General features: G+C 68.1%; 23 protein-coding genes and 1 tRNA gene. 12 read left to right on the forward strand and 12 right to left on the reverse strand.

Features of this window, described 5'->3' with window-relative positions:
- Positions 1 to 39: 39 nt before the first annotated feature.
- The 3 genes from FSB78_RS11870 to gap all read right to left on the reverse strand — a co-directional run bounded on the left by FSB78_RS11870 (position 40) and on the right by gap (position 2844).
- A complete protein-coding gene (locus FSB78_RS11870; RefSeq protein WP_147082842.1) occupies positions 40 to 1230 on the reverse strand; it encodes a phosphoglycerate kinase in 1191 nt (396 codons plus the stop codon).
- Entirely contained in the window at positions 1227 to 1700 is a 474-nt protein-coding gene (locus FSB78_RS11875) for an MOSC domain-containing protein (protein WP_147082843.1), read from the reverse strand. The genes FSB78_RS11870 and FSB78_RS11875 overlap by 4 nt, the downstream gene beginning before the upstream one ends.
- 136 nt (positions 1701 to 1836) lie before the next feature.
- Positions 1837 to 2844: a type I glyceraldehyde-3-phosphate dehydrogenase gene (gap, locus tag FSB78_RS11880; RefSeq protein ID WP_147082844.1), complete on the reverse strand. Its 1008-nt coding sequence runs from the start codon at positions 2842 to 2844 to the stop codon at positions 1837 to 1839.
- Positions 2845 to 3014: 170 nt separating this feature from the next.
- Here gap and FSB78_RS11885 point away from each other — a divergent pair, with 170 nt between their 5' ends.
- The 4 genes from FSB78_RS11885 to FSB78_RS11900 all read left to right on the forward strand — a co-directional run bounded on the left by FSB78_RS11885 (position 3015) and on the right by FSB78_RS11900 (position 4434).
- Positions 3015 to 3197 (forward strand): hypothetical protein, encoded by a 183-nt coding sequence (locus tag FSB78_RS11885; protein ID WP_147082845.1) that lies wholly within the window; start codon positions 3015 to 3017, stop codon positions 3195 to 3197.
- The gene (locus tag FSB78_RS11890; protein ID WP_147082846.1) at positions 3197 to 3505 is read left to right on the forward strand and encodes a cell division protein ZapA; all 309 of its coding nucleotides are present in this window, start codon (positions 3197 to 3199) and stop codon (positions 3503 to 3505) included. The genes FSB78_RS11885 and FSB78_RS11890 overlap by 1 nt, the downstream gene beginning before the upstream one ends.
- A 192-nt stretch (positions 3506 to 3697) precedes the next feature.
- Positions 3698 to 4231 carry a 5-formyltetrahydrofolate cyclo-ligase gene (locus FSB78_RS11895; protein WP_147082847.1) on the forward strand — a complete coding sequence of 178 codons (534 nt, stop codon included), beginning with the start codon at positions 3698 to 3700 and terminating at the stop codon, positions 4229 to 4231.
- Positions 4228 to 4434, forward strand: a complete 207-nt coding sequence (locus FSB78_RS11900) for a DUF2842 domain-containing protein (protein ID WP_147082848.1) — start codon at positions 4228 to 4230, stop codon at positions 4432 to 4434. Before FSB78_RS11895 ends, FSB78_RS11900 begins: the two co-directional genes overlap by 4 nt.
- Before the next feature lie 168 nt (positions 4435 to 4602).
- On the opposite strand, the gene FSB78_RS11905 is transcribed toward FSB78_RS11900, so the two are convergent.
- The 3 genes from FSB78_RS11905 to FSB78_RS11915 form a co-directional block, all read right to left on the reverse strand.
- A tRNA-Asp gene (locus FSB78_RS11905) sits at positions 4603 to 4679 on the reverse strand.
- 45 nt (positions 4680 to 4724) lie between these two features.
- The gene (locus FSB78_RS11910; protein WP_147082849.1) at positions 4725 to 5960 is read right to left on the reverse strand and encodes an AI-2E family transporter; all 1236 of its coding nucleotides are present in this window, start codon (positions 5958 to 5960) and stop codon (positions 4725 to 4727) included.
- Positions 5961 to 6022: 62 nt separating this feature from the next.
- The gene (locus FSB78_RS11915) at positions 6023 to 6949 is read right to left on the reverse strand and encodes a helix-turn-helix domain-containing protein (RefSeq protein ID WP_147082850.1); all 927 of its coding nucleotides are present in this window, start codon (positions 6947 to 6949) and stop codon (positions 6023 to 6025) included.
- A 466-nt stretch (positions 6950 to 7415) separates the two neighbouring features.
- On the opposite strand from FSB78_RS11915, the gene FSB78_RS11920 reads away from it, so the two are divergent.
- The 5 genes from FSB78_RS11920 (at position 7416) to FSB78_RS11940 (ending at position 13576) form a co-directional block, all read left to right on the forward strand.
- The gene (locus FSB78_RS11920; protein WP_147082851.1) at positions 7416 to 9443 is read left to right on the forward strand and encodes a 3-hydroxyacyl-CoA dehydrogenase NAD-binding domain-containing protein; all 2028 of its coding nucleotides are present in this window, start codon (positions 7416 to 7418) and stop codon (positions 9441 to 9443) included.
- Positions 9444 to 9606: 163 nt separating this feature from the next.
- Complete coding sequence (locus FSB78_RS11925) at positions 9607 to 10785, forward strand: acyl-CoA dehydrogenase family protein (protein ID WP_147082852.1); 1179 nt, start codon at positions 9607 to 9609, stop codon at positions 10783 to 10785.
- 106 nt (positions 10786 to 10891) lie between these two features.
- Positions 10892 to 12031 carry an acyl-CoA dehydrogenase family protein gene (locus FSB78_RS11930; protein ID WP_147082853.1) on the forward strand — a complete coding sequence of 380 codons (1140 nt, stop codon included), beginning with the start codon at positions 10892 to 10894 and terminating at the stop codon, positions 12029 to 12031.
- Between the two features lie 188 nt (positions 12032 to 12219).
- Entirely contained in the window at positions 12220 to 13095 is an 876-nt protein-coding gene (locus FSB78_RS11935) for an acyl-CoA thioesterase (RefSeq protein ID WP_147082854.1), read from the forward strand.
- Between the two features lie 37 nt (positions 13096 to 13132).
- Positions 13133 to 13576: a BLUF domain-containing protein gene (locus tag FSB78_RS11940; protein ID WP_242008237.1), complete on the forward strand. Its 444-nt coding sequence runs from the start codon at positions 13133 to 13135 to the stop codon at positions 13574 to 13576.
- Between the two features lie 164 nt (positions 13577 to 13740).
- On the opposite strand, the gene FSB78_RS11945 is transcribed toward FSB78_RS11940, so the two are convergent.
- The 3 genes from FSB78_RS11945 to FSB78_RS11955 form a co-directional block, all read right to left on the reverse strand.
- The gene (locus tag FSB78_RS11945) at positions 13741 to 14538 is read right to left on the reverse strand and encodes an SDR family NAD(P)-dependent oxidoreductase (protein WP_147082855.1); all 798 of its coding nucleotides are present in this window, start codon (positions 14536 to 14538) and stop codon (positions 13741 to 13743) included.
- Between the two features lie 116 nt (positions 14539 to 14654).
- The gene (locus FSB78_RS11950) at positions 14655 to 15710 is read right to left on the reverse strand and encodes a phosphotransferase family protein (protein WP_147082856.1); all 1056 of its coding nucleotides are present in this window, start codon (positions 15708 to 15710) and stop codon (positions 14655 to 14657) included.
- A gap of 221 nt (positions 15711 to 15931) precedes the next feature.
- Positions 15932 to 17194 carry an acyl-CoA dehydrogenase family protein gene (locus FSB78_RS11955; RefSeq protein ID WP_147082857.1) on the reverse strand — a complete coding sequence of 421 codons (1263 nt, stop codon included), beginning with the start codon at positions 17192 to 17194 and terminating at the stop codon, positions 15932 to 15934.
- Positions 17195 to 17361: 167 nt separating this feature from the next.
- Between FSB78_RS11955 and FSB78_RS11960 the strand changes: the two genes are divergently transcribed.
- On the forward strand, positions 17362 to 18603 hold the full coding sequence (locus tag FSB78_RS11960) for a TetR/AcrR family transcriptional regulator (protein WP_147082858.1): 1242 nt from the start codon (positions 17362 to 17364) through the stop codon (positions 18601 to 18603).
- A 200-nt stretch (positions 18604 to 18803) separates the two neighbouring features.
- Here FSB78_RS11960 and FSB78_RS11965 read toward each other — a convergent pair whose 3' ends face one another.
- Positions 18804 to 19544, reverse strand: a complete 741-nt coding sequence (locus FSB78_RS11965) for a GcrA family cell cycle regulator (protein WP_147082859.1) — start codon at positions 19542 to 19544, stop codon at positions 18804 to 18806.
- Positions 19545 to 19605: 61 nt separating this feature from the next.
- Here FSB78_RS11965 and FSB78_RS11970 point away from each other — a divergent pair, with 61 nt between their 5' ends.
- Positions 19606 to 20460: an ABC transporter permease gene (locus tag FSB78_RS11970; RefSeq protein WP_147082860.1), complete on the forward strand. Its 855-nt coding sequence runs from the start codon at positions 19606 to 19608 to the stop codon at positions 20458 to 20460.
- Positions 20457 to 21725 carry a serine hydrolase gene (locus tag FSB78_RS11975; RefSeq protein WP_242008239.1) on the forward strand — a complete coding sequence of 423 codons (1269 nt, stop codon included), beginning with the start codon at positions 20457 to 20459 and terminating at the stop codon, positions 21723 to 21725. The genes FSB78_RS11970 and FSB78_RS11975 overlap by 4 nt, the downstream gene beginning before the upstream one ends.
- Positions 21726 to 21851: 126 nt before the next feature.
- On the opposite strand, the gene FSB78_RS11980 is transcribed toward FSB78_RS11975, so the two are convergent.
- Positions 21852 to 22724, reverse strand: coding sequence for an S-methyl-5'-thioadenosine phosphorylase (locus FSB78_RS11980; protein WP_147082861.1), 873 nt, complete (start codon positions 22722 to 22724; stop codon positions 21852 to 21854).
- Positions 22721 to 24109, reverse strand: coding sequence for an amino acid permease (locus FSB78_RS11985; RefSeq protein ID WP_147082862.1), 1389 nt, complete (start codon positions 24107 to 24109; stop codon positions 22721 to 22723). Before FSB78_RS11985 ends, FSB78_RS11980 begins: the two co-directional genes overlap by 4 nt.
- Positions 24110 to 24235 lie beyond the last annotated feature (126 nt).

The following is a 24235-nucleotide window of genomic DNA, read 5'->3' on the forward strand; positions in this document are numbered from 1 at the left end:
TGTTCAACATGTTGAACATAGGATTGTCGGACCTCGCGATCAACGTCGAAGTGCGGCTACACAGGGTAGATCCTTGCCTTCCATCCATTCCAGGAACGCACCGCCCGCGGTCGAGACGAAGGTGAACGCGTCGGCGACGCCTGCGTGATTGAGCGCCGCGACGGTGTCGCCGCCACCGGCGACCGAGACGAGACTGCCGTCCTGCGTCAGTGCAGCGGCGGTGCGGGCCAGTGCGACGGTGGCGGCGTCGAACGGCGGCGTCTCGAACGCGCCGAGCGGGCCGTTCCACACAAGGGTCCGGCAGTTCTTGAGCACGTCGCCGAGCGATTCGACCGCAGCGGGGCCGACATCGAGGATCATCTCGTCGGCAGCGACCTCGTGGACGTTGACGGTACGCGTCGCAGGGTTCGGCTTGAACTCCTTCGCGACGACCACGTCATAGGGGAGATGGACGGTGCAGTTCGCCTTGTCCGCCGCGTCGAGGATCTGCTCGCACACGCTGGCCAGTTCGTGCTCGCACAGGCTCTTGCCGACCGCGACGCCGCGCGCCGCGAGGAAGGTGTTGGCCATGCCGCCGCCGATGATCAGGTGATCGACCTTGCCGACCAGGTGGCGCAGCACGTCGAGCTTGGACGACACCTTCGCGCCGCCGACGACCGCGGCGACGGGATGCTCGGGGGCACCGAGTGCCTTTTCCAGCGCGTCGAGCTCGGCTTCCATCGCACGACCGGCAAAGGCGGGCAGGACGTGGGCAAGGCCCTCGGTCGAGGCATGCGCGCGGTGCGCGGCGGAGAAGGCGTCGTTGACGTAGAGATCGCCGAGCGCGGCGAAACGCGCGACGACGGCGGGATCGTTCTTTTCCTCGCCGCCGAAGAAGCGCGTGTTCTCGAGCACCGCGACGTCGCCCGGCTGCATCATGGCGACCGCGTTGGTCGCGCCCTCCCAGTCGACATAGCGGACCGGGCGGCCGAGCACTTCGCTATAAGGCTTCACCACCTGCGACAGCGAGAAGTCGGGGCTCGGCACGCCCTTGGGGCGACCGAAATGCGCGAGGACGAGGACGATCGCGCCCTTGTCGGCGAGTTCGCCGACCGTAGCGACGGTCGCACGCAGCCGGGTGTCGTCGGTCACCGCGCCGTCCGCCATCGGGACGTTGAGATCCTCGCGGACCAGCACGCGCTTGCCGCGCACCTCGCCGATGTCGTCGAGCGTCTTGAAGGCCTTGGTCATGGTGTCTCGATCCTGATTGCATCGCCGATCGCAATCACGCCACCGGCCAAAACGCGCGAACAGGCCCCGCCCCGCCAATCGGGGGTCAGGGCCGCGAACAATCCCGGCGCCAGCGCCTCCATGCGCTCGCACGGGTCGGTGTGGCGCGTGATCTCGAGCAGCACGTCGCGCCCGATCCGCAGCCGCATGCCGGGAACCTGCGGCAGGTCGAGCCCTTCGACCAGCAGGTTCGCGCGGCGCTCGTACCAGGGCAGGTTGCGGCCAACCTCGGCCATCGCCGCGTCCCAGTCGATCCGCTCGATCAGCGTGACCTGCCGCCGCCCTTTGCCGCCCGGCTTCACCGCGCCGCGATGGTCGCCGTGCAGCCCGCCGGCGATGGTGACCTCGACATGGTCGATGGTCTCCATCGGCGCCTTCGCGCGGGCGTGGCGGGCGATTCCGGTGAGAGTGCCGGTCAAGAGGTCATGCATCCGCGCCCGCTGAGTCCGTCACCCCAGCGCAGGCTGGGGTCTTCCCGTTGGGAAGCGCCGTGGCCCGAACCGGGAGATGCCAGCCTGCGCTGGCATGACGGGATTTGGGCGTGGCGGACAGCTGCCGGCATCGCTCTTAGATGAACTTCGCCATCGCGGTGGCGGTATCGACCATGCGGTTCGAGAAGCCCCATTCGTTGTCGTACCAGCTGAGCACGCGCACCAGCTTGCCGTCGATGACCGCGGTCTCGAGGCTGTCGACGGTCGAGGACTGCGGCGAATGCATCAGGTCGATCGAGACGAGCGGCTCGTCGGTGTAGACGAGGATGCCCTTGAGCGGACCGCTCTCGGCCGCCGCCTTCAACACCGCGTTGACCTCGTCGCGCGTGGTGTCGCGCTTGGGGGTGAAGGTCAGGTCGATCAGCGAGACGTCGGGAACCGGCACGCGGATCGCCGAGCCGTCCAGCTTGCCCTTCAGCTCCGGCAGCACCTCGGCCACTGCGCGGGCGGCACCGGTCGTGGTGGGGATCATGTTCATCGCCGCGGCGCGCGCACGGCGCAGGTCGGGGTGGATCTGGTCGAGGATCTTCTGGTCGTTGGTATAGGCGTGGACCGTGGTCATGAGCCCGCGCTCGATCCCGATCGCGTCGTTCAGCACCTTGGCGACCGGCGCCAGGCAGTTGGTCGTGCACGACGCGTTCGAGACGATGTTGTGCTCGGCGGTCAGCTTGTGGTTGTTGACGCCGTAGACGACGGTCAGGTCGACGCCCTTGCCCGGCGCCGAGATCAGCACCTTCTTGGCGCCCGCATCGATATGCTTCTGGCACGACACGTTGTCGGTGAAGAAGCCGGTGCATTCGAGCACGATGTCGACGCCCAGTTCCTTGTGCGGCAGGTTCGCGGGATCGCGCTCGGCGGTGACGCGGATGCGCTTGCCGTCGACGACCAGGTCGTTGCCCTCGGCCGAGACCTCGCCCGGATAGCGGCCGTGCACGCTGTCGCGGCTGAACAGCCAGGCGTTGGACTTGGCGTCCGCGAGATCGTTGATCGCCACGAGTTCGAGATCGCCCTGCTTCTCGAGCAGCGCGCGCGCGACGAGGCGACCGATGCGTCCGAAGCCGTTGATCGCAACCTTGACCGTCATGTCTCTCTCCTGAAATTTCCGGCGCCACGGCCCCACAGAGTCCGGGTCAGAGTCCGGCGGGCAGGCGCGCAGCCTTTGCGGGGCGGCAGGCCGCCCTGTCAACCGCATGGACCGTTCCGAACGGGCCGAAACCGCCTTGCCGCGGGACGGTTGCGTGCTATCCGGAGGACATGGCAGACACTCCTTCCGCAGTGGATCGCATCGATGGGGCGATCGCCCGTATCGAGGCGGCGATCGATGCGCGCGCGAAAAGCGGCGACGCGCTCGCCCGGCGCCATGCCGCGCTGAAGGCGCGCATGGCCGAAGCGGTTGCGGCGCTCGACGACGTCATAGCCCGCGGGAACCCCGGCTGATGGCGGAGATCATGCTCAACATCGGGGGGCGTAACCACCCGATCGCCTGCGCCGACGGCGACGAGGACCGCGTCCGCCATCTCGGCAAGATGATCGACGAGCGCTGGGCGAATGCGCAGCGCGCCGCCGGCGGCCTCAGCGCCGAGCGCGCGATGCTGTTCGTCGCGCTGATGCTCGCCGACGACCTCGACGAGATCGAACAGCGCCCGCCCGAAGGCGCCGCCGTCAGCGAGACCGCGCTCGCGCGGATCGCCGCCCGTCTCGAAAGCCTGGCCGAAGCCCTTGAGCATAGCCCGCCGAGCGCCTAGATTGGTCGCGGCGGGTTCTGCCCGGTGCGAGCCTTTATTATCCCTGAGGCTATTCATCATCCATAGGGGGCTGTCCCTGTTAGGACCCTGGTCCGAAGCACATGGTCCCCACCTGACGTACCGTGCGTCAGTGGATAACCCGGCATACGGCCATGGTGGGCCCGCCACTTCCACCACCCTGCAGGTCCCCGCGTGACCGACAAGCGCGCCTTGCGGGCCGCGTTGCGCGCCGCGCGCGATGGGTTCGGCAGCCACGCTATCATCGTGCCCGACGCGTTCCTCGCGCGGCTCTCCGCCGGGCTGACGGTCGCCTCCTATGTTCCGGTCGGCAGCGAGGCCGACCCCTCCCCGCTCGCGCGCGCCGCGGTCGATGCCGGCTGCGTCATCGCGCTGCCGCATGTCGTCGAGCCGCGGTTGCCGATGCGCTTCCTCCGCTGGGATACCGAGGCCGCGCTGGCGGCGGGCCCGTACGGGCTCAGCCAGCCCGCCTACGACGCGGCCGAGCTGGAGCCCGACATCATCCTGACGCCGCTCGTCGGGTTCGACCTCGTGGGCAACAGGGTCGGCCAGGGCGCCGGCTATTACGACCGCGCCTTTGCCGCGCATCCGCGCGCCTGGCGCATCGGCGTCGCGCTGTCGGTGCAGCAGGTGCCGACGCTTACCCCCGACCCGTGGGACGTGCCGCTGCACGCCATCGCCACCGAACAGGACTGGATTGTGCCATGACGCCGACTTGGCGCAAACCCGTGGGGATGCTCGGCATCCTGTTGCTGATCGTCGTGTGGTGCGTCGCCATCGCCAGCCTTTCGGGCGTGGTGGGCGGCTGGCACTGGGCGTTCCAGCTGCTCTTCTACCTGTTCACCGGCCTGATCTGGATCGCACCGCTGAAGCCGATGCTGCGCTGGATGGAGGTCGGTAGCTGGCGGTAGCGGACGGCCCTCCCCTTCCGTCATCCTGACGCAAGTCAGGATCCAGAGCCAAGCAGCGTCGCGTCCCGTTACCCTGGATCCTGACGTTCGTCAGGATGACGGGCATACGGAGTAAATCCGCGCAATTTCAACAATATGGAGACCACATCCGCCAACCCTTGTGAAGGGTGGCGCGAGTGACGGGACTCGAACCCGCGACCTCCGGCGTGACAGGCCGGCGCTCTAACCAACTGAGCTACACCCGCTTATGAAGCGTGGTGGCGGGCAACTACGTCGGGAGCTCCGACCCGTCAACCCCCCGTTTCGCGTTGTTCGCTTTTCCCGCGATTTCTTCCGCGCTGCTGGACCAATGTGCCGTGCTCGAACAGGAATCCGGCGATGTCCGGCTTCCCCGCCGCGCCCAGCACGGTCTGCAGGATGATCAGCAGCGGCACGGCGAGCAGCGCGCCCAGCGTGCCCCACACCCAGCCCCAGAAGCTCAGGGAGATCAGGATGAGCAGCGGGCTGATCGTCAGCCGGTGCCCGACCACGAACGGCGTGATCGCGTTCGCCTCGACCAGGTGCAGCCCGTACATCAGCGCCGGCGGCAGCAACGCCATCCAGATATCGGAAAACGTCATCAGTCCGCCCAGCGCGAGCAGGAACGCGCCGATTACCGGGCCGAAATAGGGGATGTAGTTCAGCAGCGCGACGACCCCGCCCCACATCGCCGGATAGGGCATGCCGATCGCCCACAAGGCGGTGCCGGTGACGACGCCGAGGATGACGTTGATGACCGTGATGGTGCCCAGATAGGCCGACACGTCGTCGACGACGTCCTGGATGACCCGCGCGGTCGCCATCGCGCCGTCGAAGCTGGTGCGCCCGGTAATCGTCTGCCGCCGCATACCCGTCCAGCCCGACAGGAAGAAGAATACGATCAGCGTCCCGAACAGGAACTGGACGATTACCGCGGGGGCCGAGGTCGCCGCGACCTCGAGGATCGACCCCGGTGCGGCGACGCCCGCGGTCGCCGGCTGGCGAATCGGCGTCGAGGCGACCTGGCGCAGCGTCCTGTTCACGTATTTCTCGAGGCTCGAATACAGATCGAGCAGCGGCGCGAGGTTGTGCTGGATACGATCGAGCCGCGTCGGCAGCAGCCGGAAGAAATCCGTCGCGGGCACCAGGATCGCGGCGATCGCGATATTCACGGCGATCAGGAAGACCAGGATGCACAGCAGCGACGCGAGCGGCGACGGCAATCCGCGCCGCTCGAGCCATTCGAGCACCGGCACCAGCGCGACCGCGATGACCAGCGCCGTGGTCAGCGGCAGGAAGAACTCGGCCCCTGCCTTCAACGCGAACGGCAGCGCGATCACCAACCCGATCCCTGCGGTCAGCGTCAGCGCGGCGAGCAGCCGGTCGCGCCGCTGGGCGATTCGCAGCGCTTCGGCGGCGCCGACCCCGAACGGGATCCCGAACGCGCCGTCGGCGGCCGGATCGCGGGCCTCGGCGGCGGTCCGTACGCCGCTGTCCTCGTCAGTCATGTCATTGATCCTCCGTCCGCATCCTTCGAGTAAAGGCCAGCGGCATTCAAGCGTCCGCGGTGCTAATCGCGATTGACGGGAGGGGCATGCAGCGCCTGGGTCGGAGCGCCCAGCACGGCGGCCCGCGCGCGGACGCTGGCGGTCAGAAACGGGTTGGCGAGTTGCATGAAGCGCCGCGGCGTGGTGCCGAGGAAGGTGTTCGCATCGCGCAGGAAGTGCGGCATGTCGTGATAGCTCGGATCGATCGCGGTCACGTCGGTGGGATTGCCCGAGACGAACAGCTGCACGAACGAGCGCAGGAAGCGCGCACGCCGCAACAGCAGCTTGGACGGCATGCCGAAATAGCGCTGCGACAGGCGGCGCAGCGTCGAGGCGGTGATGCCGAGCTCGGCGGCGAGCTCGCCGACCTCGCTCATCCCCGGGCGCACCACCAGGCTCATCAGCGCGCGGATCTCGGACTCGTGCGGATCCTGGCGGACGAACAGCGGCAACAGGATCTCGTCGAGCACGGGCCGAAGCGCCGCCCTGTCGGGTGCCGCGGTCAGCGCGGTGATCAGACGGTCGACGACCGACGGGTCGAGCACCGTGTCGAGCGGGACGATGCGATTGTGGTAATCGACCGCGCTGCGCCCCGTCATCGCCGCCCATCCGGCCGCGCTGATGCCGATGCCGACCATCGTGCCGCCATGCGTGGTGACGCTGAACGGACGGCTGGTCGGGCCGATCAGGCTCGCCTGTACCATCGGCGGGAAGGTTCGGCTGCCGATTCGCGGGTGGATCGGCCCGGCGTCGAGCGCGACGCCGAGCATGACCGGGGCGGGCAGGAACCAGTCGATCTGCGGCTCGCGGCTTTCCGCGCTGTAGGCGGTATAGCCAGTGACGAAGACGGCCAGCCGCGGATCGGGCATGTCGTATCGGATCGCCATGCCTTCGGGCATGACGACTGGCGCGGCCATCGGGCCATCGCGCCGTTCGACTTCATCATTCATGTACCGCCGCCACCCCAAACGTCACGCCGCCCCCCGATGGCTAAGCCACCGGCAACACAACTGTTTCTGCGCTAGTCGGCTTTGAGCAACGGTCAACCAAATTAACCTGCCGCAGCGTAACGAAGCGTCCCGAAACTGATCCACCTTGCATGTATCATGCGTCAAAAACAATTATTTACCATAACCGCCATTACCCTGATCAAGCGATCGCCCATGCGCTATCCCCCCGCCAGTTGAACATTGGGTTTGGGATTCGGCTGCACGTACCGCACGAAGCCGTTGCTTTCTGCGCGACCTGTGGCAAGAGATCGGCGAACGTTAGAAACGAGGGTATGGACGCAGGGCCTTGGCATCGAGAACCGGACGTCGACCGGCCGTTCCGCCTCGGAGGACACGCGCCGACACGAAATTCGACCCAACGCCACGCTGACAAAACCCCCGTGCACCGATAGCAGGAGCTCCAAAGATGTCCCCCATCCGCACCGAACGCCATGGCGACGTCCTGGTCATCATTTCGGACAACCCGCCGGTCAACGCGCTGGGCGCGGCGGTTCGCCAGGGCCTCGATTCGGCGATCAGGGACGGCGATGCCGACGCCGAGGTCGCCGCGATGGTGATTCGCTGCGACGGGCGCACCTTCTTCGCAGGGGCCGACATCACCGAATTCGGCAAGCCGATGCAGGAGCCGGGCCTGCCGACTCTCGTCGACCGGATCGAGGCATCGTCCAAGCCGGTGGTGGCCGCGATCCACGGCACCGCACTCGGCGGCGGGTGCGAGGTCGCGCTCAGCTGCCATTATCGCATCGCAGTGCCCAGCGCGAAGGTCGGCACGCCCGAGGTGAAGCTGGGCCTGCTGCCCGGCGCCGGCGGGACGCAGCGGATTCCGCGGATCGCCGGCGTGAAGCTGGCACTGGAGATGACCGCGAAGGGCGACCCGATATCGGCCAAGCGCGCCGCGGACGCCGGATTGATCGACCGGATCGCCGGCGAGGACAGCCTGGAAGCGGACGCGATCGCGTTCGCGCGCGAGGTGGCGGCGGTACGCCCCCTGCCCCGCGCGTCCGAAAAGACCGCGACCGCCGATCCCGATGCGGTCGCTGCGTTCAAGAAGGAGAATGGCCGCCGCTTCCACGGATTCGACGCGCCCAACGCCAACATCGCCTGCGTCGAAAAGGCGGCCGACGGATCGAGCTACGCCGACGGCATCGCGTTCGAGCAGCGCGAGTTCATGCGGCTGATGATGGGCGTGCAGTCCGCGGCGCAGCGTCACATCTTCTTCGCCGAGCGCCAGGCATCGAAGATCGACGGGATCGCCGCCGACACCGCGCTGCGGCCGGTCAAGCGCGTCGGCGTGATCGGTGCGGGCACGATGGGCGGCGGCATCTCGATGAACTTCCTGTCGGCGGGCATCCCCGTGACGATCGTCGAGATGGCGCAGGACGCGCTCGACCGCGGCACCGGCGTGATCCGCAAGAATTACGAGGCATCGGCCGCCAAGGGCCGGTTGAAGCCCGAGCAGGTCGAGGCCGCGATGGGCGCGCTGACCCCCACGCTCGACTTCGATGCGCTGGCCGACTGCGACCTCGTGATCGAGGCGGTGTATGAGGAAATGTCGGTGAAGAAGGACATCTTCACCCGGCTCGATTCGATCTGCAAGCCGGGCGCGATCCTCGCGTCCAACACGTCGTATCTGAACGTCGACGAGATCGCCGCGGTGACGTCGCGTCCGCAGGACGTGGTCGGCATGCACTTCTTCTCGCCCGCCAACGTCATGAAGCTGCTCGAGGTCGTGCGCGGCGCGAAGACCGCCGACGACGTGCTCGCGACCGTGATGGCGCTGGCGAAGACGATCCGGAAGGTCGCGGTCGTGGCCGGCGTCTGCGACGGCTTCATCGGCAACCGCATGCTGATGCCGCGGCAGGTCGAGGCGATGAAGCTGCTGATGGAGGGCGCGACGCCCGAGCAGATCGACCGCGTCCACGTCGCGTTCGGCATGCCGATGGGCCCGTTCCAGATGAGCGACCTCGCGGGCGTCGACATCGGCTGGCACCGCGACCCGAACCGCATCGAGAGCATCCGCGACGCGCTCGCCGCCGAAGGCCGCTGGGGCCAGAAGACCAAGGCGGGCTTCTACGATTACGACGACAAGCGGACCCCCACGCCGTCGCCGCGTGTCGCCGAGATCATCGAATCGTTCCGCGCCAAGGCAGGCAGCACGGTCCGCGAGATCAGCGACGAGGAGATCGTCGAGAAGACGCTCTACACGATGGTCAACGAAGGCGCGCTGATCCTCGAGGAAGGCATGGCCCAGCGGGCGTCCGACATCGATGTGGTGTGGATCTATGGCTATGGCTGGCCGGTCTATCGCGGCGGACCGATGTTCTGGGCGGATACCGAGGGCCTCGCGAAGGTCGTCGCGGGCCTCGAGAAACACGGGTTCGCGGTGGCGACGTCGCTGAAGGACAAGGCGGCCGCCGGGGGCCGGTTCAACTGACGAGGCACTCCCTCTCCCCTCCCCCATTATCGTCACCCCAGCGTAGGCTGGGGTCTTTGTGGGGCAGTTGCCGCGACCCGAACCGGGAGACCCCAGCCTTCGCTGGGGTGACGAAGGGGGGGAAGCCGGGGGACGATCGAACACCATGCCAACGGAGAGTGACATGACCGACCTCGACCAATTCCGCATCGAAACCCGCGCCTGGCTCGCCGAGAACTGCCCGCCGGAAATGCGCGAGCCGCTGCGGTCGGACAAGGACGTGTGCTGGGGCGGGCGCAACTATGTTCCCTCCAGCCCCGCGCAGAAGGACTGGCTCGACCGGATGGCGGCGCGCGGCTGGACCGTGCCCGACTGGCCCACGGCCTATGGCGGCGGCGGGCTGTCGCCGGCCGAGACCAAGATCCTGCGCGAGGAGATGGCGGCGATCAACGCGCGCAATCCGCTCAACTCGTTCGGCATCTCGATGCTCGGGCCGGCGCTGCTGAAATACGGCACCGAAGAGCAGAAGCTCGATCACCTGACCAAGATCGCGAAGGGGCAGATCCGCTGGTGCCAGGGCTATAGCGAGCCCAATGCCGGCTCCGACCTCGCCAGCCTCGCGACGTCGGCCGAGGACAAGGGCGACCATTACCTCATCAACGGCCAGAAGGTGTGGACCTCCTATGCCGACCAGGCCGACTGGATCTTCTGCCTCGTCCGCACCGACAAGACGAGCAAGCAGGGCGGGATCAGCTTCGTGCTGTTCGACATGGCCTCGCCCGGTGTGTCGACCAAGCCGATCCTGCTGATCAGCGGCAATTCGCCGTTCTGCGAGACCTTCTTCGACGACGTCCAGGTGCCCAAGGCGAACCTGGTGCACGAGGAGAACAAGGGCTGGGACGTCGCCAAATATCTGCTCGGGCACGAACGCGAGATGATCTCGGGAATGGGCCTGGCGTCGAGCGGCGGCAATCCGCTGATCGACGGCGCGATCGCGACCGTCGGGCTCAGCGGCGGGCGGCTAGCCGATCCGCTGTTGCGCGCGGGGATCGCGCTGTTCGAGGTGCGAGCGCGCGCGTTCGGGGCGATGTCCGAACGCTTCATCGACGAGCTGAAGGCCGGCCGGGCGCACCCCGCGCAGCCGAGCATGATGAAATATTACGGCACCGAGCTGAACAAGACGCGCCACGAGCTGATGATGAGCGCAGGCGGGTCGGACGCGCTCGAATGGGACAGCGACCGCTCGAACGGCGGCGCGGCGGCGCGATCGTGGCTGCGCACCAAGGCGAATTCGATCGAGGGCGGGACGAGCGAGATCCAGCTCAACATCGTCGCCAAGCGGATCCTCGACCTGCCGAGCTGAGCCAGCCCTTCCCGTCACCCCAGCGAAGGCTGGGGTCTCCCGTTATCGAAGCGCGCCCTCGCGGCGAAAGACCCCAGCCTGCGATGGGGTGACGAAAGAGAAACCGATGCCCCTCTTCCTCAACGACGACCAGACCGCGCTGCAGGACACGATCCGCGACTTCGTCGCCGAGCATGCGCCGGTCAGCCACATGCGCGCCTTGCGCGACGCCGACGATCCCACCGGCTTCTCGCGCGACCTGTGGAAGCAGTTCGCCGAGATGGGCTTTACCGGCATCCTGATCGGCGAGGAGCATGGCGGGCTCGGCATGGGGCATGTCGAGGCGGGGATCGTGCTCGAGGAAATCGGCCGCAACCTGACGCCGTCGCCCTTCCTGACGACGGCCGTCGCCGCGGTCACGGCGCTGACCGGCGGCTATCCCGACCAGGCGCGGACCTGGCTGCCGCGGATCGCCGCCGGCGACGCGCTGTTCGCGCTGGCGCTGGACGGCGGGCCCAAGCACCAGCCGGTCAATGCGTCGCTCCGCGCAGAGCCGTCGGGCAACGGCTTCCGCCTGAACGGGCGCAAGCAGTTCGTCGTGCACGGCCATGTCGCCGACATGCTGATCGTATCGGCGGTCACCGGCGGGCGCCCCGGCGAGGAGGCGCATTTCATGTCGCTGTTCCTCGTGTCGCCGCAGACGCAGGGCGTCTCGGTCGAGCCGGTCCGGATGGTCGATGCGGGGCTGGCCTCCACGATCACCTTCGACGATGTCGAGGTCGCGGGCGACGCGCTGCTGTGCCAAGTCAACCAGGGGCTCGACCTGCTCGGCACGCTCAATCGCGCGGGCGGCGTGGGCGCTGCGGCGGAGTTGCTAGGCGTCGGCGGCGCGGCGGCCGACATGACGCTCTCCTATCTCAAGCAGCGCAAGCAGTTCGGCACCATTATCGGCAGCTACCAAGCGCTGCAGCACCGCGCCGCGCACCTCTATTCGGAAATGGAGGTCGCGCGCGCCGCGGTGCTGAAGGCGCAACAGCTGCTCGATGCGAACAGCCCGCAGGCCGACGACGCGGTGTCGGTCGCCAAGGCGATGACGTCGCTGGCGACGACGCTCAGCGTCCAGGAGGGCGTTCAGATGCACGGCGGCATCGGCATGACCGACGAATACGATATCGGCTTCTACATGAAGCGCGCGCGCGTGCTGGCCGAGACGTTCGGCGATGCGAACTTCCATGCCGACAAGCTGGCACTGACGGCGGGGTACTGAAGCCAAACCCGCCGCCCCGATTGTCTCCGCCCCCATCCCTCCATCGTCACCCCAGCGAAGGCTGGGGTCTCTCCGTGGCGGGTGCCGTGGCCCGAACCGGGAGATCCCAGCCTTCGCTGGGATGACGTAGGTGGCGATGCACGGTCAAACTGCCTAAGTGATCCCCGTCTCACTGCGGAAAGCCCATCTTGACCGACCTCACCTCAGCCGCCCTCGCGCAAAAGCTCGTCGACCTGCTCGATGTCGAGGAGATCGACACCGATCTCTATCGTGGCGCGCGGCTGCCCGGCGGGGTCGGCCGCGTGTTCGGCGGACAGGTGATCGCGCAGGCGCTGCAGGCCGCGCAGCGCTCCACCGACGCGCCCAAGATCGCACACTCGCTCCACGCCTATTTCATGCGGCCGGGCGACGAGCAGCATCCCATCCTGTTCCGCGTGGTGCGCGATTTCGACGGGCGCAGCTTTGCGACGCGGCGGGTGATCGCGATGCAGAAGGGCAAGCCGATCCTTAACATGGCCTGTTCGCTGCAGACGCCCGAGGACGGCTTCACGCACCAGGATGCGATGCCCGACGTGCCGCCGCCCGAGGACCTGCAATCCGACCACGACCTGCGCGCGGCGTCCGCGGACCAGATTCCCGAGGCGTTCCGTGCGGCGTTCGAGCGCCAGCGCACGATCGAGATTCGCTCGGTCGAGCCGCGCAACTGGGTGTCGCCCGCGATCGGGGCGCCGCGCCAGGAAAGCTGGTTCCGGATCGTCGCGCCGATCGGCGACGACCCGGCGATGCACCGTGCGATCCTGGCCTATGCGTCGGACATGCTGCTGCTCGGCACCGCGACGCTGCCGCACGGCGTCAACTGGATCACGCCGGGGTTCCAGACCGCCAGCCTCGACCACGCGCTGTGGCTGCACGAGGATTTCCGCGCCGACGACTGGTTGCTCTATGCGTGCGATAGCCCCTGGGCGGGACATGCACGCGGCTTCAACCGGGGCAAGATCTTCTCGCGCGACGGGCGGCTGGTGGCGAGCGTGGCGCAGGAAGGATTGATCCGCCTGCGCGATTGATCCCGGCGGACCAACGACTTACCTGTACGATCACATCATGCGCACGCGGCGCGCGATCGACTATCCGGAGCTCCCATTGCAGCGACTTCTCTATATCAGCACCGCACGCACACCCCTGACGCAAGCCGAGATCGACGACATCCTGCGCACGTCGCGGCGCAACAACGCTGCAGTCGCGGTCACCGGCCTGCTGGTCGTCGGCGGACGCCGGTTCATGCAGGCGCTGGAAGGGCCGACCGAGGCCGTCGAGCGCGTCTATCAGCGGATCTGCGCCGATCCGCGGCACTTCGCGGTGGTGATGCTGGCCCGCGAGACGATCGAGCGGCGCCGGTTCGACGACTGGGCGATGGGCTATCGCGCCGGCGCCGACCCCAGCGGCACCGAACTGCCCGAAGTGATCCGCTCGCTCACCGCGACGATCGAGGACCCCACGCTGCGCGCCTATTTCACGAGCTTCGGCGACCTGCACGCCAAGAGCTGAAGATGAAATCCGTTCGTCCTGAATAGCGACCGAGTAAGCGAAGCCGTATCGAGGGCGCGCATCGAAGGACAGCGTGTCGCGCGGAACCCATGCTTCGATACGAGCCCGCGATACGCTCCAGGAGAGGCTACTCGGTCTCTACTCAGCACGAACGGCAAGATCCTTCAGACGGCGGTCTTGCCGTAATCCTGTCGCGTCACCGGGTGGCTCGACGACAGCCCGCCATCGACCGCGAGTGCCTGGCCGTTGACGTAGCTCGCATCGTCGGAGGCGAGGAACAGCGCGACCTTCGCCAGCTCGTCCGGCTGCGCGCCGCGGTGGAGGGGATTGAGGCGGCCGAGTCGGTCCATCTTGTCCGCACTCCGGGCATAATCGAAGGTCGGCTTGGTCATGCCGGTCTCCGTCAGCCCCGGGCAGAGCGCGTTGACGCGGACGTTCGAGCCCGACAGCTGCTGCGCAGCGACTGCGGCGAGGTTGATGACGCCGGCCTTCGACGCGGAATAGGCGGGAGACCCGGCGCCGGAGCGCAACCCGGCGACGCTCGCGGTCAGGACGATCGCCCCCTTCCCACGCTTCGCGATCTCCGGCGCGCCGTGCTTGATCGCGAGATAGGGCCCGACGAGGTTGATCCGCAGCACCTCGGTGATCAGCGCGACATCGGTGTCGAAGATATTGGCCATGCCGCCCGAGATGCCGGCATTGGCGAACAGGATGTCGAGCCCGCCGAACCGGTCGCAGGCGAGCGCGACGGTGCGGACCACGTCGTCCTCGACGCCAGCGTCCATGCGAGTCGCGACCGCGGTGCCACCTGCGTCCGTGATCATCCGCGCGGTGTCGTCGGCGCCCTCGGTCACGTCGGCGACGACGACCCTGCCCCCTTCGGCCGCGAACAGGGTCGCCGCGGCACGGCCGATGCCCGAGCCGGCGCCGGTGACGATGATCGACTGGTCGGTGAAGCGCATGGGTGGGGTCTCCTTCTACTCGTCACACCAGCGAAGGCTGGGGTCTTTGTGGGGCGGGCGTTGTGGCCCGAACCGGGAGATCCCAGCCTTCGCTGGGATGACGGGAGAAGATAAAATCATGCCCCCGCCCGCTCCGCGAAATGCCAGCTTGCCTCCGCCAGCCGGTACACCCCCGCCGCCGACGCCTCGGCCTGCGCGCTCGACGCGGTCCCCTCGACGATCCGCTTCTTGATGCCCTGGACGATGCCGGTCAGGCGGAAGAGGTTGTAGCTGAAATACCAGTCGAGGTCGGGCACCCCGTCGCGGCCGGTCGCGGCGCAGTAGCGCGCGGTCATCGCCTCGATCGTCGGGATGCCGCTGTCGCCGCCGGCGACGCCGAGCAGCCCCGACCGGCCCTCGGGCGGGGTCACCCAGCTCATCAGGAAATAGGAGAAATCGGCGAGCGGATCGCCGAGCGTCGACAATTCCCAGTCGAGCACCGCGATGACCCTGGGTTCCGCGGGCGCGAAGATCATGTTGTCGATGCGGTAGTCGCCATGGACGATCGAGGTGCGCGTCTGCGGCGGGATGGTGCGCGGCAGCCATTCGATCAGGCGCTCGACCGCGGGCATCGTCTCGGTCTCGCTGGCGCGGTACTGCTTGGTCCAGCGCGCGACCTGGCGTTCGAAGTAGTTGCCGGGCTTGCCGTAATCGCCGAGCCCGGCCGCCTCGTAATCGGCATTATGGAGCGCGGCGAGCGTGTCGCACATCGCCTCGTACAGCGCGGTGCGCTCCGCCGGGGCATAGTCGGGGAGCGTGCCGTTCCACAGGTTGCGACCGTCGGCGAGGCCCATCACGTAGAACATCGACCCGATGACGCTCTCGTCGGTGCACAGCCCGTACGGCTTCGCGACCGGGAAACCGGTCGGGTACAGCCCCGCGATCAGGCGATATTCGCGGTCGACCGCGTGAGCGGACGGGAGAAGCGGGCCGAACGGCTTGCGCCGCAGGACATAGGCGCCCGACGGGCTGTCGATGCGGTAGGTCGGGTTGGACTGGCCGCCCGCGAACTTGGCATAGGTCAGCGGGCCGGTGAACCCGGGGACGTTCGCGCTCATCCAGGCGGTGAGGGTGTCGACGTCGAGCCGGTCGCGGCCTTCGGCGGGGATGGTGTTGGGTTGCGTGTCGGTCATCGAACCACTCTCGATTTCATCAGGATGACGCAGAAGGACGTCCTCCCCATTCGTCATCCCAGCGAAGGCTGGGATCTCCCGGTTCGGGCCCCGGCACCCGCCCCGGGGAGACCCCAGCCTTCGCTGGGGTGACGAGCAGGGCTGGGGTGACGAGGGGGCGCTGGGATGACGAGAGGGCGCCCCCCGGTGACGGGGTGACGGGCGGGCCGCTCGGGCGCGCGTCAGCGGGTCGTACCAGTCGCGGCCAGGTCGCCATATTTCCCGAACTCCGCCCGCGCGATCGCGCGGTTGTGGACCTCGTCCGGGCCGTCCGCGAAGCGCAGCGTCCTCAGCGCCGCCCAGTCGTGCGCGAGCGTGAAGTCACCCGACACGCCGCCGCCGCCATGCGCCTGGATCGCGTCGTCGAGGATGCGCAACGCCATGTTGGGTGCGGCGACCTTGATCATCGAGATTTCCATCTGCGCCGCCTTGTTGCCCGCGCGGTCCATCATGTCGGCTGCCTTGAGGCAGAGCAGCCGGGTCATCTCGATGTCGATCCGCGCGGTGGCGATGCGCTCCTCCCAGACCGAGAAGTCGGCGATCCGCTTGCCGAACGCGACGCGCGTCAGCAGGCGCTTCGCCATCGCCTCGATACCCGTCTCGGCGACGCCGATCGTGCGCATGCAATGATGGATGCGGCCCGGCCCCAGCCGCCCCTGCGCGATCTCGAACCCCCGGCCCTCGCCGAGCAGCACGTTCTCGACCGGCACGCGGACATTCTCCAGCACGACCTCGCCGTGGCCGTGCGGCGCATGGTCATAGCCATAGACGCTCAGCATCCGCTTGATCGTCACGCCGGGCGTGTCCATCGGCACCAGGATCATGCTCTGCTGCTGGTGGCGCGAGCCTTCGAAACTCGTCTTGCCCATCACGATGGCGATTCTGCAGCGCGGGTCGCCGACGCCGCTCGACCACCATTTCGTGCCGTTGATCACATAGTCGTCGCCGTCGCGGACCATCGACGTCTCGATATTGGTCGCATCCGACGACGCGACCGCCGGCTCGGTCATCAGGAAGGCGGAGCGGACCTCGCCGCGCATCAGCGGCCCCAGCCACGCTTCCTTCTGGTCGCGCGTGCCATAGCGGTGGAACACCTCCATGTTGCCGGTGTCGGGCGCCGAGCAGTTGAAGCATTCGCTCGCCCAGCCGACCTTGCCCATTTCCTCGGCACATAACGCATATTCGAGATTGGTCAGCTGCGTGCCTTCGAACACGAAGCTGTCGTCGACATGCCGCTGGCCCGAATGCGGCGGCATGAAGAAATTCCACAGCCCCGCAGCCTTGGCCTTTTCCTTCACCTCCTCGATGACCGGCAGCACCTTCCAGCGCTCGCCCTCATGCGCCTGCGCGTCATAGTCCGCCTGCCGCGGACGGATCTCGGCGTCGACGAACGCCTTTACGCGATCCCGGAAATAGCTTTCGCGTTCGCTGAGCGTGAAGTCCATCGGTTCCTCCGTCGGGCCCCTTCGCGGGCCTCGTCGACAGACCGGGTAGACCATACCGCGTTTTCGGTAAAGCATCGCGCGGCCGAACGAACCGTGCATTTTCCAGACCCCGCGACGGGCTGCAGAAAAACACTGTATCTTCAAAACCAAGCTGGTAGGGTGCGCGGATGCAGGGTTCGGCGACGGCAAAAGAAGACGGCGAGCAGGGTACGAAGCGGTTCCGGGCGAAACGCGACGCGATCCTGGCGGCTGCGGCCGAGGCGATCAACGAACAGAGCGCCAAGGGCATGACGTTCGCCGACGTCGCGCGCCGGGTAGGGCTGAACACCACCAGCGTCACCTATTATTTCAAGCGCAAGGAAGACCTGGCCGCCGCGGCGTTCGAGCACACGCTGGACTCGCTGCTGGGCATGCTCGACTCGGCGCTGGAGGAATCGACCCCGGAGGCGCGGGTCCGCTGCTACGTCGCGCTCAACATGGCGCGGCTGGCGCGGATCGAGCGCGGCGAGGAAAAGGCGTTCGCGGTGCTGTCGGACCTGCGCGCGACCGAGGAGCCGCTGCGCGGACGGCTGATGGCCGGCTGGCGCGAGGTGTTCCGGCGGACCCGCCTGCTCTGGGGCGCGACCAAGACGCGCGCGCAGACCGACCTCAACAGCGCGCGCGCGCATGTGCTGCTCGAAAACACCTTCTGGCTGCCTATCTGGCTGACGCGGTACGAGCCCGATCAATATGACCGGGTCGAGGCGCGGCTGATGGACGTGTTCGCGCACGGCCTTGCCGGCAAGGGCGTGGACTGGACCCCGGCGCTGCTAGATCTCGATCATGACGAGGCCGAGCCGGGTCGTGCGGCGTTCCTGCTCGCGGCGACGCGGCTGATCAACGAGCTCGGCTATCGCGGCGCCAGCGTCCAGAAGATCGCGTCCGAACTGAACGTGACCAAGGGCAGCTTCTACCATCATCTCGACGCCAAGGACGACCTGGTCCTGGCCTGCTACCGGCGCAGCTTCGACACGATCGCGCAGGCCCAGGCGCTGAGCGACGCCAAGGGCGGGACGCACTGGCACCGGCTGTCGAGCGCGGTCGCGACGTTGCTCGACGTGCAGTTTGCCGAGCGAAGTCCCTTGCTACGCACGACCGCGCTCAGCGGCCTGCCCGCCGGCGAGCGCAACGCGATGGTCGAGCGGTCGAACCGCATCGCGCGGCGCTATGCGGGCACGATCATGGACGGCATCGCCGAGGCGTCGATCCGGCCGGTCGACGCGCTGATCGCGGCACAGATGCTGATGGCACTGCAGAATGCGGCGTTCGACATGCGGAAATGGGCGGGCACGATGCCGCGCGAGCGAGCGATCGCGATGTACGCGTCGACACTGTTCCACGGGCTGTTCGACGACCGGATGACGGGGTAGCGGGGCCTAGCGCGACATCTCCGACCCTTCCGTCACCCTGAACTCGTTTCAGGGTCCACGGTGCCGCAGGCCTTAGCGATCGTGGCTCGGTGGATGCTGAAACGAGTTCAGCATGACGGTGCCTTTTCGCTCCCCAATCGGGAAAGGGAGAGCGCCAAGAGCGGTTACGGGTGAGGCCAGCACAGCCTCACCCGCTCGCCTCAGCGCGCCCGCGGACCGCCGAACGGCAGCGGTGGGGTCGGGCGGCGATCGCGGCGCGGCAGCTGCGCTTGGTACGCGTGGCCGCAATGGTCGACGCAATAGGGGAAGCCGGGGTTCACCTTCTCGCCGCAGAAGTGGAAATCGGGCTCGCCGGGATGGCCGAGCGGCCATTTGCAGATGCGGTCGTTGAGCTCGAGCAGGCTGGTCTTGCCTGCCATCTCGGCCGACGGCTTGGCCGGGACCAGACGACGCGGCGGTGCGGGCGTGCTCGGCGGCTGCTGCTCGCCGGGGGCCTGGCGCAGGAAGCCACCGGGGCCGACCGACCGCATGATCGGCTGCGGCGGGCGCGGAGTCGCGACCACGGGGGCAGCGACCGCGTCGTCCTCGTCTTCGTCCTCATCGTCCTCCACCGACTCGGCGACGGGCGGCGCGACCGGTGCGGCCTTGACCGGCGCAGGCGCAGGCGCCGCGACGACGGGCGCCACGACCGGCTCGGGCGCAACTTCGATCGGCTCGACCGTCGGTTCGGCGGCGGCAGGCTCGACCGCGGCGGCGGCGATCTTCGCGTCGGGATCGTTCGGCTTCACCGGCGACGGGCGCGCCTGCAGCTCCAGGCGGTGCGCCTTGCCGATCACGGCGTTGCGGCTGACGCCGCCCAGCGCTTCGGCGATCTGGCTTGCGGTCTGCCCCGCTTCCCACATGGTCTTGAGCGTGTCGATTCGCTCGTCGGTCCAGGACATAGTCGTTCCTTGTGTTCAGCCGGGTTGCGGGCGGCAGCGGCAGCGATTACCCGCAACCCCCATGAGCAGCCAGCCCCCAATCGGTGAAATCCATCCAGCAATCAGGTCCGCCCCGGGTGTCCCGGTGATCCGGAACGTGAACTGGGGCGGCCTTGCAACCCTCTATATCAAGGAGGTGCGCCGGTTCTTCAAGGTCCAGCTCCAGACGGTATGGGCGCCGGCGATGACGACGCTGCTTTTCCTGATCGTCTTCACGATCGCGACGGGGGCGAAAAGCCCGGTCCATGTCGGCGGCACGATCATCCCGTTCGCCGATTTCATCGCGCCCGGGCTGATCATCAGCCAGGGGATGATGGGCCCCGCCTTCGCCAATGCGAGCTTCTCGCTGCTGGTCGGCAAGATCCAGGGTACGATCGTCGACTATCTGCAGCCGCCGCTGTCGTCGGCCGAGCTGCTCGCCGCCTTGGTCGGTGGTGCAGTCACGCGCGCGCTGATCGTCGGCACGGTCGTCTGGGCGGCGATGGCGCTGTATCCCGGCGTGCACGTCACGCCGCACGCGCCGCTCGCGATCCTGTGGTTCGGGTTGCTCGGCGCGGTGTTCCTCGCGCTGCTCGGCGTGCTGACTTCGATCTGGGCGGAGAAGTTCGACCATGCCGCCGCGGTCACCAATTTCGTCATCGCGCCGCTGTCGCTGCTGTCGGGCACGTTCTACTCGGTCGACCGGCTGGCGCCCGCATTCCGCGCGTTCAGCCATGCCAACCCGTTCTTCTACATCATCTCGGGCTTCCGCTACGGGTTCCTCGGCGTCGCCGATTCGCCGGTGATGCTGGGCGGCGTGGTGATCCTGGTGATCGACGTCGTACTGGCGGGCGCCTGCTACGCGCTGCTGCGGAGCGGCTGGAAACTCAAGAATTGATCGCGCGGCTGGTTGCGCTGCTCCTCGCTCTCCTGCCGATCGCGGCAGCAGCGCAGGCGCCAGGCGTGACGGCCGACCCGATCCTGCTCCGCCGCGCCGACGCGCTGGTCGGCATCCTCGCGACCGGCGGGGACTATGACCGCTATTTCGCCGAAAGCTTCCGCACCAAGGTCCCGCGCGAGCAGCTGGCGACGCTCGCCGGGCAGCTCAGGGCCGCGCTCGGCGCGCCGCAGACGGTCGAGTCGCTCAAGGCGACCACCGCCTGGTCCGCCGACCTGGTCATCGGCTATGAACGCGGCACCGCGGCCGTGACGCTCGCGCTCGACCCCGCCGCGCCGCATCTCGCGACCGGGTTGCTGGTCACCGGCACCGGCATGCGCGACGACACCCTCGACAAGGTGACCGCCGCGTTCCGCGCGCTGCCGGGCGCCAGCGGATTCGGGCTCTATGCGCTGGGCGAGGCCGCGCCGACGCCGATCGCAGGCTACCGCGCCGACGCCGCCGCGCCGATCGGATCGGCGTTCAAGCTGTGGGTGCTCGACGAGACGGCGCGGCAGGTCGCGGCAGGCACGCGGCACTGGGCCGAGGTCGTGCCGCTCGGCACGCGGTCGTTGCCCTCGGGCGTCCTGCAGGGGTGGCCCGCGGGGACGCCGGTGACGCTGCAGACGCTGGCGACGATGATGGTCTCGATCAGTGACAACACCGCGACCGATACGCTGATGGCGGTGCTGGGCCGCGCCGCGATCGATGCGCGCGCGGTAGCGAACGGCGGCAGCGCGCCGGTACTGACCACGCGCGAGGCGTTCGCGGTGAAGAGCGATCCGGCGCTCACCACTGCCTGGACCGCCGCGACACCCCCTGCCCGGCGTGCGCTGCTCGAGTCGCGCAAGGCCGAGATCGCCGCGGCGCCGCTCGACGCCAGCGTGTTCGGCGGCAAGCCGGTCGCGATCGACAGCGTCGAATGGTTCGCGAGCCCGCTGGCGATGGCGGGCGTCCTCGACCGGTTGCGCAAGGCAGACAATCCGGTCCGTGCAATCCTCGGCGTCAACGCCGGGGTCGATAGCGCGACCGCGGGGCGGTTCCGCTATATCGGCTACAAGGGCGGGTCCGAGCCCGGCGTGATCGCGCTGAACTTCGTCGTGCAGGCCAGGGACGGCCGCTGGTACGCCGCGACGGGCAACTGGCACCGCGCGGACGACCAGGTCAGCGAGCTGCGCTTTTCGGGGCTGATGACCCGGCTGCTGGCGCTCGTGGCGGCGCGGTAGCGTCCCCCGTCATGCTGAACTCGTTTGAGTATGGCGCGGTAGCGTCCCACGTCATGCTGAACTTGTTTTAGCATCTACCGCGCCACTGGCGATATCGCCCCGGGATGAGTGGACCCTGAAACAAGTTCAGGGTGACGGCGTAAGGGCCCTGCCCGCCACCGCGTCCAGCTTTTCCACCAAAGCCGGATCCCGCGCCCCCGGCGCGGTGATCAGCGCCGCATCGAGGCACGTATCGATCGGCGACGCTGCCCTCTCCGCAGGCAACGACCGGAGTAGGTGCATCACCATCGCCCGCGCCTTGGCCGCATTCGCGCCGAGCTGCGCGATCACCTGCGCGACATCGACGCCGGCCTCGTCCTCGCGCCAGCTGTCATAGTCGGTGACCATCCCGACCAGCGCGTAGGGCAGCTCCGCCTCGCGCGCGAGCTTGGCCTCGGGCATCGCGGTCATGCCGATCACGTCGCAGCCCCATTGCCGGTAGAGCCGGCTTTCCGCACGGCTCGAGAATTGCGGGCCCTCCATCGCCAGATAAGTGCCGCCGTCGTTGACGTCCGCGCCGGCCGCCCGCGCGGCCTCGACCGCCAGCGCCGACAGTCGCGGGCAGACTGGATCCGCCATCGAGACATGCGCGACGAGGCCGGTGCCGAAGAAGCTCGACGGCCGCCCCCTGGTGCGATCGATGAACTGGTCCACCACCGTGAAGCTGCCGGGCGGGCGATCCTCGGCGAGCGAACCCACCGACGACACCGCGAGCACGTCGGTGACCCCAAGCCGCTTCAACGCGTCGATATTGGCGCGTGCGTTGAGTTCGGACGGCGCAATCCGGTGCCCGCGCCCGTGACGCGGCAGGAACGCGACGCCGACATGCCCGACGCGGCCGGTGAAGATCGCGTCGGAGGGCGCACCCCACGGCGTCTCCACCGTCTGCCAGCGGCCATCCTCGATCCCGTCGACCGCGTAGAGCCCCGAGCCGCCGATGATCCCGATCGTCCAGCTCATTCGGCGTGCGCCCGCGGCCGGGCATAGGCGAAGTAGATCAGCAGCCCGAGCACGTTCCACGCCGCGAAATACACTTGCGTCTTCGATGGCAGGCTGACGAACAGGTACAGGCAACCGAGGATACCGATCGTGCCCACCAGCGTCGCGGCGGGCGTCCGGAAGCTCCGCACCGCGTCGGGCGCCCGGCGACGCATCACCAGCATGCACGCGCAGACCGCGACGAACGCCGCGAGCGTCCCCGCATTGGCGAGCGCGGCGATCTCTGCGAGCGGCAGCAGCCCGGCGATCACCGCGACGATCGCGGCGGTGATCCAGGTGATCCGCACGGGCGCGCCGCGCTTCGACACGGTCGCCAGGCTGGCGGGCAGCAATCCGTCGCGCGCCATGGTGAAGAAGATCCGGCTCTGCCCGAACAGGAAGGCGAGCAGAACCGTCGGCAGCGCGATCACCGCGGAGGCGCCGAGGAACGTCGCGAACCCCGGCCGCCCGATCTCGCGCAGGATCAGCGCGAGCGGCTCGGCCGAGCTCGCGAACCGCGTGTAGGACAGCGCGCCGACCGCGGCGACCGCGACCAGGATGTAGATCGCGATGCACGCGACCATCGACCCGACGATCCCGATCGCGAGGTCGCGCGCGGGGTTCTTGGTCTCCTCCGCCGCGGTCGAGATTGCGTCGAAGCCGTAAAAGGCGAAGAAGATGATCGCCGCCGCCGCCATCACCCCGCGCTCGGCCCCGTCAGGCGCGACCGCCTTCGGGAAGCCGTAGGGCATGAACGGGTGCAGGTTCGCCGCGTCGAAATAGTGGAGCGCGATGAACACGAACACGGCGAGCGCGATCATCTTGACTGCGACCAGCACCGCGTTGAGCGTCGCGCTCTCGCGCGTCCCGAACGACAGCAGTCCGGCGACGACCGCGATGATCGCGATCGCAGGCACGTTGAGGATGCCGCCGAGTTCGGGGCTCTTCACCAGCGCCTCAGGGAAGCCGACTGCGCCGAGCAGTGGGGCTGCATAGCCCGACCAGCCGACCGCGACGGTCGACACGACCAGCGAATATTCGAGGATCAGGCTCCATCCGATCACCCAGGCGATGATCTCGCCGAGCACGACATAGCTGTAGGTATAGGCACTGCCCGACGCGGGGATCATCGTCGCCATCTCGGCATAGGCGAGCGCGGCACAGGCGCAGATCCCGCCGGCGATGACGAAGGAGAGGATGACCGCCGGGCCGGCGAGCCCCGCGCCGACGCCGATGAGGGTGAGGATGCCGGTCCCGACGATCCCGCCGACGCCCATCGCGACGAGGTGCGGCCACGACAGCGTACGCGCGAGCTGCTGGCCCGCTGGCTGCGCGGTGACGATCTTCTTGCGGAACAGGCTGGCCATCATTTCCCCTTTACTGGGGGCGTGAGTGGCACAGGACGGGACGGCCGGGCAATGGTCCCTACATCGTCATCCCGGGCTTGTCCCGGGATCCAGGGTTACGAACGGCAGCGTTCGTGGCTCTGGATG

The organism is Sphingomonas ginsenosidivorax, assembly GCF_007995065.1.
Lineage (GTDB): Bacteria > Pseudomonadota > Alphaproteobacteria > Sphingomonadales > Sphingomonadaceae > Sphingomonas > Sphingomonas ginsenosidivorax.